Here is a 16,959-nt window from a genome sequence, read left to right as displayed (position 1 = left end):
CCCCCAAAAAATTTACTCATTTATTAATAATAAGATAATGTATGCTATTTAACAATAATAATTCTAATTTGTCACTTTTTATCCAAAAAAAAGGGAGCAGGACAGAAATCTAGGGAGTAGGACAAAAAAAGGGAGCAGGACAGAAATCTAGGGAGTGGGACAGAAATCTAATGTAATTTCAAAGATTTCATCGTCCCACCCCGGCAAGGTTGACTAGAAATGAAGAAAGTGAGGTTCGAATGCATCTTCATTTCAGACAACGACTGCCAAATTTCAAAGATTTCGTCGTCCCGCTCCGGCAAGGTTGACTAGAGATAAAGAAAGTACGGTTTTAACGCATCTTCATCTCAATCAGCTACTGCCTAATCAATAGATTAGGAGATAATATTTTTTGTTCATCGTTTGTTTCTGCTCAAATTCTAAACACTTTTGTCTCAACCTCTCTAACATTAATAAAACAATAGCTTAAGTTTTAAATTTGATAGTTGTTGAGACTAAGACATTAATCATTTGTGCTTTAGGAACTGATAAACGGTGTCCCGTCCTCGCTCTTCCTATTAAATACTTTTCAAAAATAATTAATTTCTATTCTTCAACTAAAGCTTGTGTATCAACAGTAAGGCGATTTCTTAATAAGTAAACAATAAGCATAGCTAATAAAGCACAAATTGTTTCGGCAATAAGTAATGACCAAATTACTCCAGCTAAGCCAAACAAAGCATTCATTACAAACAATACTGGAATAATGATTGTACCTTGTGCAATAGCCATAATAGTTGCTCCACGGCCTTGACCAGTTGCTTGTAACATACCAGTAAACAAGAAGCCAATACCATTTAATAATAATGATGTCATTGTCACTTTAAGAATAAATGTAGCTAATGTAACAATTTGTGGGTCAGTACTAAATAATTGAACGATTGAATGACCAAATAATAAAACTACTGTCATACATACCGCGAAAATTACGGCGATAGACATAATAACGACTTTGATTGTATCTTTCATGCGTGTTTTATTAGAAACAAAGTTATAAGCAATCAATGGTACTACACCTTCAGAAAGCCCCATAATAATCAATTCAGGAAATTGTACAAGTCTAAATGAAATACCATAACTTGCGATGGCATAGTTACCATAGTGTGCTAAGAATAAGTTTACTACTAAACCAGTTACACCCATTAGTACTACCATCAAGAATGCTGGGATACCAATTTTAAACACTTCTTGCATAAGTGCTTTTGTTGGTTTCGCAAATTTAATATTTAATGATAGTGAATCGCTTTTTTTAGCAAAATAAATAACAAAGAATAATGCAGCGACTACGTTTGAAATTGCAGTACCTAATGCTGCACCTACAACATCTAAATGGAAACCAAAAATTAAAATTGGATCTAAAATCATATTTAAAACGACACTTGAAAGCATACCAACCATTGAAACAATTGGTTTACCAATCGCACGTGCAAATTGTTCAAGTACGAAGAATAAAATAACGAATGGTGTGCTTAGAAATTCTATTTTTAAATAGTCACTTGTATAGCGTAATGTTTCTCCGCTTGCACCTAAAACACTCGCGATTTGGTCAGTAAATGGTAATGTGATGATTGCGATAATAATCCCTAATGCAATACTGCTATAAATTGAAAAGCTACTTACGTAATTCGTTTTAGTATAATCTTTAGCGCCAAGCAAACGAGAAATGTATGTTCCGCCACCTACACCAAATAAGTTACCAAATGCCATTAACACTGCAAAAATCGGTAATGTTAAAGAAATAGCTGAAATCATATGGCTATTGTCTAAAAACCCGATAAAATAAACATTTAAAATACCATATATCACGCTTAATAATGAACCTATCATCATAGGTAAAGAAAAATGCATCATTGCTTTAAAAATTGGTGATTTCTCAAAATAATATAATTGTTCGTCTTTCATTTCCATAATCTCCTTTAATATTAGACGCCTAATAATTAGGTACCTAACTATGTGTTGAAAAAGATAGCAGGAGCGAAACCTATTGAATGAAGAAGATTTCGTCATCCTACTCTAGCAATAATCATTATTGCCTAACTTACTAAAATACAAATTTATTTAATTTAATCCTAAATTTCTATATTAAATTAAGACTATTGATTTTACATTTTTAGTCTTAGATTAATTAGCTTTTTTAATATTGTCTAACATACGCTCAAATAAATTACTTAATTGCGCTTTTTCTTCTTCTTTCAAATCTTTAACTAGAATTTCTTCTATTTCATCAAAAATACTAACAAATGATTCTACCAGTTCATTCCCTGCATCTGTAAGTTTTAGATTTTTACGTCTTGAGTCCTCAGGGTCAACCATACGGTAAATAAGTCCCTTACTCTCTAAACTTTTCAAAGTTGAGCTTACTGTAGACCCTTTACGTTGAAATGTCTTAAGCAGTTCATTTTGCGTTATACTTCGTTCTTTATGGCGATACATATAACCGAGCGTGTGACTTTGTTCTTGGGTAACATTATATTCATCTAGCCTACGATCGGCATAATTTTTCATTTCATGTGCCAACGTTCTTAATAAATACTGATATGTTACTTCCATACTTTCACCTCATTTAGTTAGATGTCTAACGAATATAATACTCCGTTTTTCGATATAGTCAACCGATATATTAAAGTTTAAATTTTCAGTTTATTTACCACTAAAAATTAACCCCCAACATAGTATGTAATCATACTACATCGAGGGCAGAGAAAAACTATTATGCTGGGATTTCAGTACGTTTAGTACTATGTTTTCTAACGATAGCTGCTACTAAACTAGATACCGCACCAAAGATAATTAATCCAATCATCATCCAGATTGTTGAATTCATTTCAATAGGATGTCCCATATAAATGATTTGTCTTAATGTTGTTGTGTAGTGAGTGAATGGATCAATATCATACACCCATGTTTGATAGCCTTTAGGAAGCATTTGTTTTGGTAATGTAATCAATTGCATACTAAAGAACATTAATAATACAAAGATTGGAATAGATTTCATTCCAAGCCATACCATGATACCTAAGATTAAACCAATAAATCCTAAGATTGAAATAGCTAAGAAGATTGCTACACGATTAGTATGACCAAATTCAAATCCTAATACACCATGCATGAAGTAAACATATGCGAAACTTGCTACAAACGCAGTAATAACTGCTAATAACATTTGTCCTAGTGATGCAATAATTCTGTGTTGAATTTTAAAGTTGTTACTAGTTCTGAATGCAAAGAACAATAGTACTGATGTTACTAATGAACTCATCCATACTGGCATAAACATTAAGAATGGAGCGTTACCGCCACCTTGATGGTCTTTAACTTTGTTAATTGTTTTGTCGTCCACTTTAACTGGATTAGTTATCCCTTTAATGTCTGATGCATTAACTTTTACATCTTGTTTTTCTAATGTTTTTAAGCTTTGAGATGTAATTTGTTTATTTAAATTATTACCCATACCATCTAAAACATTACCTGTAATTTGAGATGCTTGCATACTCGCACCTTTGTTCACGATTGTTTTAAATGTTGCTTTTTTAACATCAACTTTTTGGTTACCCATTTTTTCTTGCATTTGTTTGGCAGCTGCTGCTGGTACTTCACCAGATTCAACTTTCTCTTTCATTTCAGCTTTTTTGCTGTCCATAACTACTTTTTGCGTTTTACTCATCGCATCTTTAGAAAAGTCTTTATTGAAAATTGCTGCCCCGTAATATTTTTCATCTTCAAGGCCTTTTTTAATATCTGATTCTTTGTCCACTTTAACCCATTTAACAGTGTCTGAATCACTATCCATTAATTTATCTTCAATTTTTTTCCCGATATTTACTTTATTCCCCTGAATGTCTACACCTTTATCATTATTAACAATTGCAATTGGCATTTCTTTAGGTTTAGGATTAAACGCAGGATAGAATGCCAAAGCAAATATTGCTAATAGTAAAATTGCTGCAACAGGTGCAAGCCATAATAATTTGCTTTTAAAAATATTCATGAATCATTACCTCCTTATATTTATTGAACAATGTGTTGAATATTTAGTACGTTGTAAATTATAATAAGGTAGTCAAAAATTAACAATAGTCAATTATTTAAATACCGTATGTTTTTGAACATATTGTTCAATATTGTCTATTAACTATCAGGAGGTCGTTACATATGAAAGAAGATAGGCGGGTTCGCAAGACTAAAACGGCCATTAAACGAGCTTTTACCAATTTGCTCAAACAAAAGGACCTCGATAAAATCACCGTTCAAGATATTTCAGATTTAGCTGATATTAATCGTGGTACCTTTTATTTACATTATGAAGATAAATATTCCCTTTTATCAGATATGGAAGATGAATGTATAGTTGAAATTGAATCGTTATCACAATTTAATCAACTTGGGGGCGATAACCCTGAAGCTATTGCAACTACGTTTATTAATGATGTTTTGACTAAAATTTTGCAACATATCGCTGATAATATGGAATTTTATCACACTATCTTGCAATTAGAACGTAAAAGTAAATTGGAAGACAAAATTCATTCCCTAATCAAGGAAAATATGCAAAACTTTATAAGTATTAATCATGAAATTGATGGTATACCCGAAATGTACTTCCATAGTTATGTTGCAGGTGCTACAATTTCAGTTATTAAGTATTGGGTACATGATGATAATCGAATTCCAGTCGATGAATTAACGCAACACATTTTCAAAATTATTTATAATGGACCACTCAGAATTATGGTTAAAAATCATTATAAACGTATCCAATCTAACTAACACCAAATGAATATGAAAGGAATCATTAACCATGCTAACTGCATATAAACATTCAGCAACAAATGAAATTGTTGAAACTACGTTAGATCATTCTGCATCATGGATTAATGTTGTAGAACCTGAAAGAGAAGAAGTTGAAGAGTTAATTGAAAAATTCAATCTCCCTGAAGACTTTATTCGAGATCCATTGGATGCCGATGAAAGTGCGCGTATAGAATATGATGAAGATACAGGTTACTCTCTTATCATCATCGACTTACCTATCGTGAGTTCATCTAGCCGTCGCGTATTGTCTTTCGTTACCATTCCTTTAGGTATCGTAATTGGTAAAGGTCTGGTTCTAACGATTTGTGACGCTGAAAATGAATTCTTAGAAAATTATGCGCGTCAAGATGACATTAATTTAAAATATCACAGTCGTTTTGCGCTAGATATTTTATTAACTATTTCAAATCACTACAACAGAAATTTAAGACTTTTAAATAAATCACGAATTCGCATTGAACGTGAACTAAAAAACAATATTACGAATAAACAACTTTATAAACTTATGGAAGTTGAAAAAAGTTTAGTCTACTTCTTAGCTGCTTTAAAAGGTAACGACACGGTAATTAAAAAATTATTCCGTTTACCTGCGATTAAACGTTTTGAAGATGATGAGGATTTATTAGAAGACTTGGTAATTGAAAACAACCAAGCGATTGAAACTACAGAATTGTATACAGGCATCTTAGAGAGTGTCACTACTTCATATTCTTCTCTCTTATCTAATGAGATGAATACGATTATGAAAACTTTAACACTATTTACAGTCTTGCTTACGTTACCTACCTTAGTATTTAGTTTCTTTGGTATGAACGTGCCACTTCCAATTGATGATAAAAGTTATGCCTCTTGGATTATTATCCTTGTCATATCCTTAGTACTGGTCACTATTGTTGGTATTTTCTTATGGCGTAAACAGAAACTTTAACTATTTTACTAATACAAATTGAAATGCATTGGCATTTCTAAAATATAAGAAAGGCAATTTCTATTTATTTCATTAGAAATTGCCTTTCTTATATTTATTTACCGCTTCTTATTCAGCGGCAGCTTTATATACTTTTCTACGAGAGAGTATTAACGTAATCGTTACTGAAACAATAAATGCAATAAGCATACCTATAAAGTAATGCAGCCAACCTGAATGTGCAGGGTTAATTGAAATGAAACCTGGAAGTCCAGCAGTACCTAAGGCGATTGCTTTAACTTTAAAGAATGATATATATGCTGCGCCGACAGCTGAACCTACAATGGCACCAATAAATGGATATCTTAGTTTTAAGTTAACACCGAACATAGCTGGTTCAGTGATACCTAACAATGCTGAAATACCTGCTGCAGAAGCAACACCTTTAAGTTTTTTATTATTTTTAATAATTAAGAATGCTGCTAAAGCCGCGCCACCTTGGGCAACGTTAGACATAGTAGCTATTGGGAAGATAAATGAACCTCCCGTTTTAGCTTGGTCTGCAATAAGCGTAGTTTCTACTGCTATAAAGCTATGATGCATTCCTGTTATAACAATTGGCGCGTAGAATAATCCGAAGATAAATCCACCAATCGCTCCACCGAATTCGTATAACCAAGTTAAGCCGTCTGATAACCAGTAGCCGAGTTGACGCGTAATAGGTCCTACAAATAGGAATGTGAGAAACGCTGTGACTAAGATAGATAATAATGGTGTTAATAAATTATCTAACACTGTCGGAATGACTTTACGTAGCCACTTTTCAATAGTAGCCAAGATATAAGCTGCAACTAACATTGGTAATACTTGACCTTGGTAACCTACCTGATTAATATGTAAGCCGAATAAATCCCAATGTGGAATAGCTTTGCCCGCTTCTACTGCTTTTGGAAAATCATACGCACTCATCAATGACGGATGAACTAAAATCATACCTAATGCCGCACCTAAGAATGGATTACCTCCAAAGCGCTTGGCAGCACTAAAGCCTATGAGTATCGGCAACAATGTAAATGGCGCATTCGCGAAGATATTAATCATCTCTGCTAACCCAGCAAATTGACTATGCACCTCTATGAATGATTGCTTATCGTAAAATAAGTCTGGAGCAGTTAGAAGGTTATTAATCCCCATTAATAAACCACCCGCAACGATAGCAGGAATGATAGGTACAAAGATATCAGATAACATCTTCACAAAACGTTGTAATGGGTTCATATTCTTCGAGGATTTATCTTTAACATCAGCAGTGGTTGATGCCTCTTTACCAGTTATTTTTTCTAATTCATTAAACACTTTATTGACCGTTCCAGAGCCAATAATAATTTGATATTGTCCCCCAGTTGAAAATGTTCCCTTAACTACATCCATGTTAGCTAATCGTTCTTCATCTACTTTACTCTCGTCATTTAGCACAAGTCTGAGTCTTGTAGCACAATGAGCCATGGCATCTAAGTTTTCTTCTCCGCCAATAGCATGTAATATATCTTCAGCTGATTGCTTATAATTCATTCAATTGCCCTCCTCTTCGATGGAACCGGTTCTATTACTTACTGATATTGTAACCGGTTCCAAAATAGAAAGCAATATTCTTTTTAAATTTTCCAAAATTAGACAAATTTAGTTATGTAGACATGTATGCCACTCTTTTAGGGAAAATAAATAATAGAACTTACGAATGTGAAATTAATATAGCGAGCAATCTCAAAGGAGATGACCTATGAAAGAACGTGGATATATTGAAAAGCTATGGAGAGAAGAAAAATACCATATTTTATTTCATAGCCAATATTATTACGAGGAGATTCGACAATTATTAAAAGGGTCCCCTAGTTTAGAAGAAGTACAACAAATGATTGATATAGGCCTTCGTGAAGAACCTACTCAAGGTTCAATTATTAATGCTTACGATCATATGTGGGGCTATTTTAAAAAGAAAGCGACTAGTTCTGAAAAAGCGCAATCCCTATCGTTGAAACAACAATTTATGAACGATAATGTGTCTAGTACAGAATTACTTAAGTTCTTAAAGTCCCTTGCCGATAAATACGAAGTGACCTATTTACAACAAAGTACAATCTTAAGAAATAACAAAAAATAAAAGGCCGAGAGCGGGTTCGCGAAATCTTGTATAACATAAGATTTCTGTCCCGCTCCGAACCTCTTTTCATGTATTAATTCTATTCTTTCTATTAAATGAATATACGTTCATGATGTCGAATGAATAAATTAATGTATATATTTAGAGTGATTAGATGTAAAGACTATTATACGTTGCAATTATAATTATATACTTTGGGGAGTTATAGTTAATTCTAAATATACACTGCTTTGCTACTGATAACGCCTATTGTTCATGAGGCAGATGCTTATTCTGATTCTGTGATGTATGGTAGATAGTTGTGTTGTCTGACTTAATCTCATTATTAAATGAATACTATTAATCGTGTTGTTGAGTCATCATGAGGTAGTTTAAATAGTATTCCTTAATTATCAATGTGGCTTAAGTTGTTAAATCCGATAAGATGTTTTGATTTGAGGTGGCAAGAGCGGAATTAACTATTTAAATTAATAATCAATTACTAGACTGCTCTCTACACACATTGATTTGAGAAGTGGAGTTCACATCTGCATATGACAATTTTAAAAAGAATACTGTTCTTATTCATTATATTCTAGGTGCTCATATTCTTTAAGTTGTTGTTCGTTGATGTTTTATAGAATTAATACGTTCTAATTTCGAGATGTACTAAGATTCTTGATTAGTTATATATTGTCTGTCATTTTATCTTAGACAATTTGTCTCGAAATCTATTTATATTATGCAACGAATTAAATTTGTTTACGCTATTAAATGTATTCAAAACTATAACGCTATATTCCTAAATTTTTATTTATATTGTGTATCAAAGAAAATTTTTAACGCTTTCATAAAGATATTGACAAAATATTTTTATTTTTGACTATTAATATTTCTCTATTTTTAATTTATAATAGCTCTTATTATTCACAATTCAATTAAATACTACTATTTTGAGAAAATTAAATACTTAGGAGAAATTCAAATATGAATAGCACACTTTTTTTGCATAAACATATTACCACTATTCCAACACGTAATATTACCGATGTCATTTTATTCTTTTCATTAACGAATGAACTAACAATTTCAATAAATGGTGAAACTAAAGATGTGCATAATCACATTGCGATTATAAATCAAGGCGACTTCTATCATATTAAGTCCGCAAAAAATTTAGTTGAATTGAAAATCCCTGTTATCTATTTTTATCTAGAGGATAGTGATTTCTTTAATTGTTTCTTTGATCGCCATCTTTTACAGTCAAATCGTTTTATAAAATCCATTATCTTACAAAGCATGACCAACTTTTCAAATAATGAAGCTCAAGATGAGGAAACCGTTTCAAAGATTATTCAAACATTATATAAGGAAGCCGTAGTTAGAAATCTTGCTCCTTATATTCCAAACATCTCTGTTAATCATCAATTGTTATCAAAAGCTTTATTATTTATAAATGAACATATTACTGCGAATATCTCCCTCCAAGATGTAGCACAAAACGCCCTGATTTCTAAATCCTATTGTTCTAACTTATTTGGCCGCTTTTTAAATGTAAACTTTAAGGATTACTACACCAGTTTAAAAGTCATCCATTCTCTCAAATTATTAATAACGACTAATGAAACGATTACTACGATTTCTGAACTTTCAGGATTTAGTAGTCATACTAACTTTACTAATCAATTTAAAAACTATCTTGGTTTAAGTCCTAAACAGTATCGTTCCGAATTAAATCAATATGAATCTTTGCCAACAATTACAATCAAGCATTCTATTGATGAGAAATTTTTAGATTTAATTTCTCAATTTGAATTTACGAATCACGTTATGACTGAAACGACGACGATTAATATTGATGAATTTGAACCAAATGATCGCACTAAATCTTCGAAGGCATTTATTCATTTTCAGAGCATTACCGAATTATTTCAATTTGTATTCAACGACTATTACGATATTGATTTATCCTATTTACCAAGAACGGCAATTTTGATTAATGATGTTAGCGATATTGTGAAAGAACGTATTAATATGAATTTATTACATCGTTGTTTTGAAAAGCTTTTCGAGAAAAATATTAGTTTAGCTATGACGATTAAAAATCCTTCGGAATTCAATACGATATATCACCTTATCATCTCGTTTCTACAGAGTAATCAAGACTATAAATGGAATAAAAAACGCGTTAAATTTATGCTTGTATTCAACACTGAGACAATGAGCGTTCAAGACATCCATCTGGCCCATCTCAAGTAAAAAAATAAAAATAGAGAAATCAAATACGGTTTAATCGTAGATGGTCTATTGCATCAATATAATTCATTACAAGAAACGTATAATATCATGAATCGCATGAACTTCGATTATTATTTTGTAGATATTGAAAATATTAATACTAAGAATATACTTATCGATAAACAACGTGGGTTCACCCATGCATCTACGCATTTCGAGAACTATTTACGGTTTATTAAAGATTCCAACATTCCTTCAACACAGTTCGTCTATAGCAATTTGTCATTACGCTGTTTTAAATATACAAATAATGGGGCTAACCCGCTTCAGCTATCAGATATTGTGTGTCATTTGACCGAGCTGATGAAATACGGCGGTGGCGTTTGTTATCGACTTATAGAAACCGATCCAATGTATCTTTCATTATTTAATAGTCACGGTAGTCTCTTACCTATCATGCATTTATATCAATTTGTGGCGGCATTTGTAGATGAGCCTATCCAGATCTCTAACAACTTTGTCATGAGTCGTAAAGACGGGAATTACCATTTCCTACTTTTCAATAAGATTAATGATTGTTATTTATCTGATAATAAGCAGTTTTATCATTTTGAAAATGACTTAAACGAGAACTCGCTCTTTATCATTAATACACTTAATAATGAACACGGATCTATTCATAATTTAATTCCTCAAGCACAATTACCTGTGTATATTGAAAAAAGTATTATTAAACAATTAGATAAGTCTAATCAACCTAAAACAGAATTATTCTTTCAAGAAAATGATAAAGCACCGTTCCAAGTTACTTTAAAAAATGATGAAGTGAAATATATCTGTATTAAGCCAATTTAAGTACTTCACAAGTTTAGGAATCTCCTTATACGGCTATACTATGTGTAAGGAGATGATAAGTTTGGATAAACAACAAGCAACACAAGCCATTGAAAAAGTATTAAATACTTCTAAAGTTGGTGTATTATCAACTGCTTATAACAATAAACCAAATAGTAGATATATGGTGTTTTATAATGACGGTTTAGATTTATATACTAAGACAAGTACGAAGACAGCTAAAGTCGATGAAATTGAAAGTAACCCAAATGCTTATATTTTATTAGGCTATAACGAAACTACAAATAATAGTTTTGTGGAAATTGAAGCTTCAATGGAAATTGTTAAAGACCAAAAAGTTATTGACTGGTTATGGGAAACACAGGATAAAACATTCTTTAATTCTAAAGAAGATCCTGATTTATGTGTCTTAAAAGTTAATCCTAAAACTATCACACTAATGAACGACGATGATATCGATACACCAGTAACGATTGAAGTATAAGTGAGAGAATAGCATCATTAATATAGGAGTAGAGGTGATTCAATGAAGAATTACCCCTACTCCTTTTTCATTAATTTCTAGAAGGAGTCTCGTTAGCGTACTACGACGATTATATGTAAGCTTACATTGGACTATCTATTTAAATTTAAAATTGTAATAACAATGACACAATTTAATGCATCATATTCATGTATTTTATTGCAATTTAATATTATTTTCTGTATAAAAGAAGTAGTATGTTTAAAGGAGTCTTAATATGAAAAATAAAAAAGGTTTGGGTTTAGGCATTGGCTTAATTGCGATTATGTTAATCGTAGGTATCGTGTTAATTATTATGATGCTTAGTGGTAGTCAAAAAGAAACTTACTACGGTTATATGAAAGATAGTCATACAATCGATAAAATGGTAAATGAACAAACTGAAAAAGTAGAGAAAAATGTTGGTTTACCTTCTGATACAGACGTTAAAGTTAAAAAAGGTGATTTCGTATTTCTTGTAAAAGAAAAAGGATCAGATAAATTTTCAAGAGTATCTAAAGTAGATCACGATGATGTGCCTCATGGTTTAATGATGAAAATTCATGAAATGCATGATATGAAAGGCATGTAATAGAACTTTAGGTAAAGAGACCGGGATACAAATCCTAAAATGATAGCGTAGAGATGATTCATGATTGAATCACCTCTACGCTTCCTTTGTATCAATACTACGTTATATACATGTATATTTTACATTAAAGTACTTTAAAAATAAGACACTTTCGTATAATTTAATAAACATCACTAAACTAAAATAACGAGGTGTCTTAAGTACAAAAATTATAACATGACTCAATTTACACTACTGTTAAAAACTTCTATTTTAATTCCTACTAATTAATAAAAAAACCGAGCTTTTAATAAGCTCGGTACAAAAAATGTCAGATTTCTTTTTAAATTGATTCTAAATATTTTTTACCTTTATCTTTATCATACACTTTTTCCCATTTAGAGATAACAATCGCTGATAACGCGTTTCCAATAACGTTTACGCATGTACGTACCATGTCTAGTAAACGGTCAACACCGATAATTAACGCAAGGCCTTGTGCCGGTAAGCCCATTGCACCTAACGTTGTAAGTAATACTACGATAGATACGCCTGGTACACCCGCCATACCTTTAGATGCGACCATAAGCGTTACCATTAAGACAATTTGTTCTGATATAGATAAATGTATGCCATACATTTGTGCTACAAATAATGCAGCAATAGATTGGTATAATGCTGAACCATCTAGGTTAAATGAATATCCAATCGGAATTACGAAAGATGTAACGTCTTTCGGAGCACCAAATTTCTCCATTTTATTCATCATAATAGGTAATACTGCTTCAGAACTTGACGTTGAGAAGGCAAGTAATAATTCGTCTTTTAAAATTTTGATAATTGAGAAGATACTAATACCACAAATTCTAGCCACGATACCTAAAACTACAATAATAAAGAATACCATCGCAAAGACTACAACTAATACTAATTTTGCTAATGGAATTAATGCTGATGCACCAAATGTCATTACAGTTGTACAAATAAATGCAAATACACCAATTGGCGCTAATTTTAAGATTTTATTAATCATCCAGAATACTGCTTCTAAGGTTCCATTTAAAAATCCTTTAACAGGTTCTGCTTTCTCTCCAATGGCAGCTAATCCTAAACCAAAGAACACTGCAAAGAAGATAATCGGTAACAATTCACCTTTAGTTAAAGCTTCAAATATGTTTGTTGGTACAATATTTACAATGGTATCTATAAAGTGATTTCCATATGTAGATTGTTCTGCTGCTGAAGCAGATGATTGATATTTAGAAATATCGCCTTTAGGTAATTTAGTTGGATCTAATCCAGAACCAGGTTTAAATAAATTACCAAAAATAAGTCCTAAGCCGATAGCAATTGTTGTTATAATTTCGAAGTAAAGTATTGCTTTCCATCCATAGCTACCAATCTTTTTTGAATCCCCTAAATTAGAAATTGATAAAGCTAGTGCACAGAATACAATTGGAATGATGATCATTTTGATTAAATTTAAGAAAATATCACCGAAAGGTTTAATATAATTTGCTACATTGTCTTGTCCGAATAATAATAAACCTACTACTACACCTAGCACCAATGCGATTAACACTTGCATTGGCAAGCTAATTTTTCTCTTGAACAGAGTCATGTTGGAACCCCCTTCATCTGACATCGCTTAATTATATCAGATAATTTAAAATTGGGGTATAAAATTTTCAAACCTAACAATTAATATATTATTTGATTTAGCTAAAATTATTAATTTAAAAATAAAAAAGCTGTACAAAGAATTGACTAACTAAGTCTTTGTACAGCTTATTCCTATATATTAGGGTTTAAAATTTCGATCAAAGTCATTATGTTTCGCATCTTTAATATTTTTCTTAGTTTCAGAATCGAATCCTTCTGAGAAGATGCCTTTTCTAGTTCCGATTGGTTGAATCACATATGTCATATTTGGCTCATCTTTAAATACAACTTCTTTATAATAAACACCTTTTTTAGCACTATATAATGTTTCTTCAGATTTCACTTTATCTTTCAAGTGTTTCTGTTCTAAATAAGTATCTACTGTTTTTATATTTCTATGACCTTGATATGTCTTCATTCCAAAGAAGAATGCGATAGCCACAATTAATGAAATCACTAAAATAATAGTTACTCTAATAATTTTTTGCTTTTTACTCATTTAAAAGCTCCTTTGTTTATAACCTATTCAAAACGTCTTTAATTTATTATCTAAATAATTATGAATGATATAGCTGTTTTTTTAAAGACCCAAATAATCTTTGTAACAAAATATACTAATATTCCATCTTAGTTTTCAATTTAAATCAACACTTTAAGACCTTATGTAGACGTACTTTCTAACTTCTGTCAAAAGTATCAAAAAGTCTATAAAATACTATGATAACGCTATTGACATTGGTTTTAGTTCATACTATCTTTAAATAAGTTAAGGGGGGATAAATATGTATGTAAAGGACAGCTATTTAAGTAAGCAATTATGTTTTTTATTCTATGTTACTTCTAAAGAAGTAATTAAGAGATATACTTACTATTTAAAACAACACGATTTAACATATACAAGCTTTATGGTTATCATGGCCATCGAAGATGATGAAAAGATAAATATTAAATCACTTGGTCGCCGCGTCTTTTTAGATTCAGGAACACTTACACCTCTCTTAAAAAAATTAGAGAAAAAAGGCTATGTACAACGTATGCGTGAAAAAGAAGATGAAAGAAATTTACAAATTTCATTAACTGAAAATGGCGTTAACATTAAACCTACGTTGGAAGCTATCTCTGACCGAGTTTTCGATGACTTTGATATTTCTCATGACGAAGCAAAAGACCTCGTCCATAGCTTAAGACATGTTATTTCAAATAACTTTGATTATACAGCTGATTAATCATCCAAACATGACAAAAGCAATCCATTCATCATTTGATACTTGTTTATAAAAGACTTTATACATAATTAAACTTTTGTCATGTTCCTTTCTCGTTTCTGCTTTTCTTACGCTCCATGTACCTCATGTACCTCTCCTTATTCATTTCATAAATGCTTTTACTTTACGTCACGCTTCACTCTTTATATAATGAAGTTGAAAATTTTCACTTAACAACTACGACTTTACTCTTAATATAAAGGAGCGCGTATATAATGAATAATAGAGATTTTTTCGAACAATCATTTTTAAAAAATAACCCAAAAGACGTTTTTCGTGATTTAGGTGAACAAGTGTTTAATCAATTTTCATCTAAAAGTTTTCCAACTAACATTTACAATCAATCAAGCCAATATATTTTAGAAGCTGAATTACCTGGGGTTAATAAATCAGAAATCGAATTAAAATTTGATCACTCTACACTAACAATCAAGGTTCAAAAACAGGTTTCTGAACAAACTGGCAAAGTACAATTAAGTGAACGTGCGAGTGGTGAACTTGTAAGACGTTTTGAATTTGAGGATATTAATAAGTCACAAATTAAAGCAAGCTATGACGATGGTATTTTAACAGTTACTTTACCTAAAGAAGTTAGCGCACAAGATGATGCGACAACAATTACTGTAGAGTAATTAAATAGAAGAAAGAGCATGGAATTCTTTCCGCGCTCTTTCTTTATACATATTAAATTGTGTATTCCTTTTTATATAAATGCCACATAGTAATAAAAGCAAGAACCCCAAATAGTGCTAATAAAATAAATGCAAGGTGACTTGTTCCTGTTAACCCAGTGACGTACGTTATAACTAATGGTGGGAAGAAACCACCTAATCCACCCATCATTGAAACAATACCGTTAGCCGCACCAGATTCTTTAGCAAAATATGATGGTACTAACTTAAATACTAAGCCATTTCCAATTCCAGCACATATACTGATAGTTAAACAACCAATAGTGAATAACGCAATATGACTAGAGATGCCAAGTATGACGGCACCGATAATCATTACAATAAAATCAATCATTAAAACTTTTACTGCATTAAACTTATCACCTAAAATACCACCAATTGGTCTCAGGAACGTGGCTAAGGCAATAAATACACCTGATCTTATACCAGCGTCCACTTTATCAATACCGAAATTATTAACTAAGTAATTAGGTAAAAATAAGCCAAACGCTACAAATGAGCCAAATGTAATAAAGTACCATAAACTTAAATAGTAAACTTTATAATTGGAAGATAATTTTTTAATTTGAGACATTAAAGGAACTTTCACTTTAGTTTCATTGTTATCTCCAAGTAAGAACATCAATACCGCAAAAATAGCGATTATAATTAAGTAACTTCTCACTGTTGTTTGCCATCCTATAATCCCTGCTATAGGAGGTGCTAAGAATGAAGATACAGCTGTACCAATATTACCCATGCCATAAATACCATTCGCAAGCCCTACTTTATCTTTTGAAAAATATTTAGGAATTGAGGTTACGCCCACTGAAAAGATGGCTCCGCCTACACCTAAAAAGAATCCTGATAGCATTAACATGCCAGGCGTTTGGGCTTGTCCTAAAAAGAATATTGGGAATAATAATACTATAAAACTACAGAAAAATACCCACTTCGCACCAATGATATTTGTTAAATAACCAAATGGCACACGAAGTATAGAACCTAAAATTACTGGAATTGCTAAAATAATAGATAGTTGTCCTGGTGAAATATCAATATCTTGCGATATGTACGGCATTAATGGAGAAATAATACTCCATGCCATAAACCCTACGACAAGGCTTAGCGTTTGAAGCGTTAATTGAAATCCACCCTTAGTTTTATTCATTTTCTCACCTTCATCATTTTTTCTTTATCAGCAGTCTTTATATTTAAAAGAGGTCAAGGTTTAATTCATTAGATTGCTGATTACATATAAATTTTAATTAATATGTGAAAAAATGAACATAAGGAT

Annotated in this window: 14 protein-coding genes and 1 pseudogene; 8 read left to right on the top strand and 7 right to left on the bottom strand. The window is 31.5% G+C overall.

Annotated features, from left to right (window positions below):
- Positions 1-585 precede the first annotated feature (585 nt).
- The 3 genes from HS848_RS08715 to HS848_RS08705 form a co-directional block, all read right to left on the bottom strand.
- On the bottom strand, positions 586-1,941 hold the full coding sequence (locus tag HS848_RS08715) for an MATE family efflux transporter (RefSeq protein WP_198612024.1): 1,356 nt from the start codon (positions 1,939-1,941) through the stop codon (positions 586-588).
- Between the two features lie 219 nt (positions 1,942-2,160).
- The gene (locus HS848_RS08710) at positions 2,161-2,589 is read right to left on the bottom strand and encodes a MarR family winged helix-turn-helix transcriptional regulator (RefSeq protein WP_107506732.1); all 429 of its coding nucleotides are present in this window, start codon (positions 2,587-2,589) and stop codon (positions 2,161-2,163) included.
- Between the two features lie 160 nt (positions 2,590-2,749).
- Entirely contained in the window at positions 2,750-4,027 is a 1,278-nt protein-coding gene (locus HS848_RS08705; RefSeq protein WP_198612023.1) for an ABC transporter permease, read from the bottom strand.
- 164 nt (positions 4,028-4,191) lie between these two features.
- Between HS848_RS08705 and HS848_RS08700 the strand changes: the two genes are divergently transcribed.
- Both HS848_RS08700 and HS848_RS08695 read left to right on the top strand, forming a co-directional pair.
- Complete coding sequence (locus HS848_RS08700) at positions 4,192-4,806, top strand: TetR/AcrR family transcriptional regulator (protein ID WP_107506733.1); 615 nt, start codon at positions 4,192-4,194, stop codon at positions 4,804-4,806.
- 31 nt (positions 4,807-4,837) lie between these two features.
- Entirely contained in the window at positions 4,838-5,779 is a 942-nt protein-coding gene (locus HS848_RS08695; protein ID WP_107506734.1) for a magnesium transporter CorA family protein, read from the top strand.
- 108 nt (positions 5,780-5,887) lie between these two features.
- On the opposite strand, the gene HS848_RS08690 is transcribed toward HS848_RS08695, so the two are convergent.
- On the bottom strand, positions 5,888-7,330 hold the full coding sequence (locus HS848_RS08690; protein WP_198612022.1) for a sucrose-specific PTS transporter subunit IIBC: 1,443 nt from the start codon (positions 7,328-7,330) through the stop codon (positions 5,888-5,890).
- Positions 7,331-7,538: 208 nt separating this feature from the next.
- On the opposite strand from HS848_RS08690, the gene HS848_RS08685 reads away from it, so the two are divergent.
- The 4 genes and pseudogenes from HS848_RS08685 (at position 7,539) to HS848_RS08670 (ending at position 12,085) form a co-directional block, all read left to right on the top strand.
- On the top strand, positions 7,539-7,919 hold the full coding sequence (locus HS848_RS08685; protein WP_198612021.1) for a YbgA family protein: 381 nt from the start codon (positions 7,539-7,541) through the stop codon (positions 7,917-7,919).
- A gap of 966 nt (positions 7,920-8,885) precedes the next feature.
- Positions 8,886-10,991, top strand: a pseudogene (gene rsp / locus HS848_RS08680) (AraC family transcriptional regulator Rsp).
- Positions 10,992-11,052: 61 nt separating this feature from the next.
- Complete coding sequence (locus tag HS848_RS08675) at positions 11,053-11,475, top strand: pyridoxamine 5'-phosphate oxidase family protein (protein WP_103165689.1); 423 nt, start codon at positions 11,053-11,055, stop codon at positions 11,473-11,475.
- Between the two features lie 256 nt (positions 11,476-11,731).
- Positions 11,732-12,085 carry a DUF4889 domain-containing protein gene (locus HS848_RS08670; RefSeq protein ID WP_198612020.1) on the top strand — a complete coding sequence of 118 codons (354 nt, stop codon included), beginning with the start codon at positions 11,732-11,734 and terminating at the stop codon, positions 12,083-12,085.
- 322 nt (positions 12,086-12,407) lie between these two features.
- Here HS848_RS08670 and HS848_RS08665 read toward each other — a convergent pair whose 3' ends face one another.
- Both HS848_RS08665 and HS848_RS08660 read right to left on the bottom strand, forming a co-directional pair.
- Positions 12,408-13,685 carry a cation:dicarboxylate symporter family transporter gene (locus tag HS848_RS08665; RefSeq protein WP_107506739.1) on the bottom strand — a complete coding sequence of 426 codons (1,278 nt, stop codon included), beginning with the start codon at positions 13,683-13,685 and terminating at the stop codon, positions 12,408-12,410.
- Positions 13,686-13,865: 180 nt separating this feature from the next.
- Positions 13,866-14,225 (bottom strand): DUF3139 domain-containing protein, encoded by a 360-nt coding sequence (locus tag HS848_RS08660; protein WP_107506740.1) that lies wholly within the window; start codon positions 14,223-14,225, stop codon positions 13,866-13,868.
- A 283-nt stretch (positions 14,226-14,508) separates the two neighbouring features.
- Here HS848_RS08660 and HS848_RS08655 point away from each other — a divergent pair, with 283 nt between their 5' ends.
- Both HS848_RS08655 and HS848_RS08650 read left to right on the top strand, forming a co-directional pair.
- Positions 14,509-14,952, top strand: coding sequence for a MarR family winged helix-turn-helix transcriptional regulator (locus HS848_RS08655; protein ID WP_198612019.1), 444 nt, complete (start codon positions 14,509-14,511; stop codon positions 14,950-14,952).
- 254 nt (positions 14,953-15,206) lie between these two features.
- Positions 15,207-15,623, top strand: a complete 417-nt coding sequence (locus HS848_RS08650; RefSeq protein ID WP_107506742.1) for an Hsp20/alpha crystallin family protein — start codon at positions 15,207-15,209, stop codon at positions 15,621-15,623.
- 52 nt (positions 15,624-15,675) lie between these two features.
- Here HS848_RS08650 and HS848_RS08645 read toward each other — a convergent pair whose 3' ends face one another.
- Positions 15,676-16,833 carry a nitrate/nitrite transporter gene (locus tag HS848_RS08645; protein ID WP_198612018.1) on the bottom strand — a complete coding sequence of 386 codons (1,158 nt, stop codon included), beginning with the start codon at positions 16,831-16,833 and terminating at the stop codon, positions 15,676-15,678.
- Positions 16,834-16,959: the final 126 nt, after the last annotated feature.

The organism is Staphylococcus caledonicus, from assembly GCF_016238465.1.
Taxonomy (GTDB): Bacteria; Bacillota; Bacilli; order Staphylococcales; family Staphylococcaceae; genus Staphylococcus; species Staphylococcus caledonicus.
This window is presented reverse-complemented; position numbering and strand designations above follow the sequence as displayed.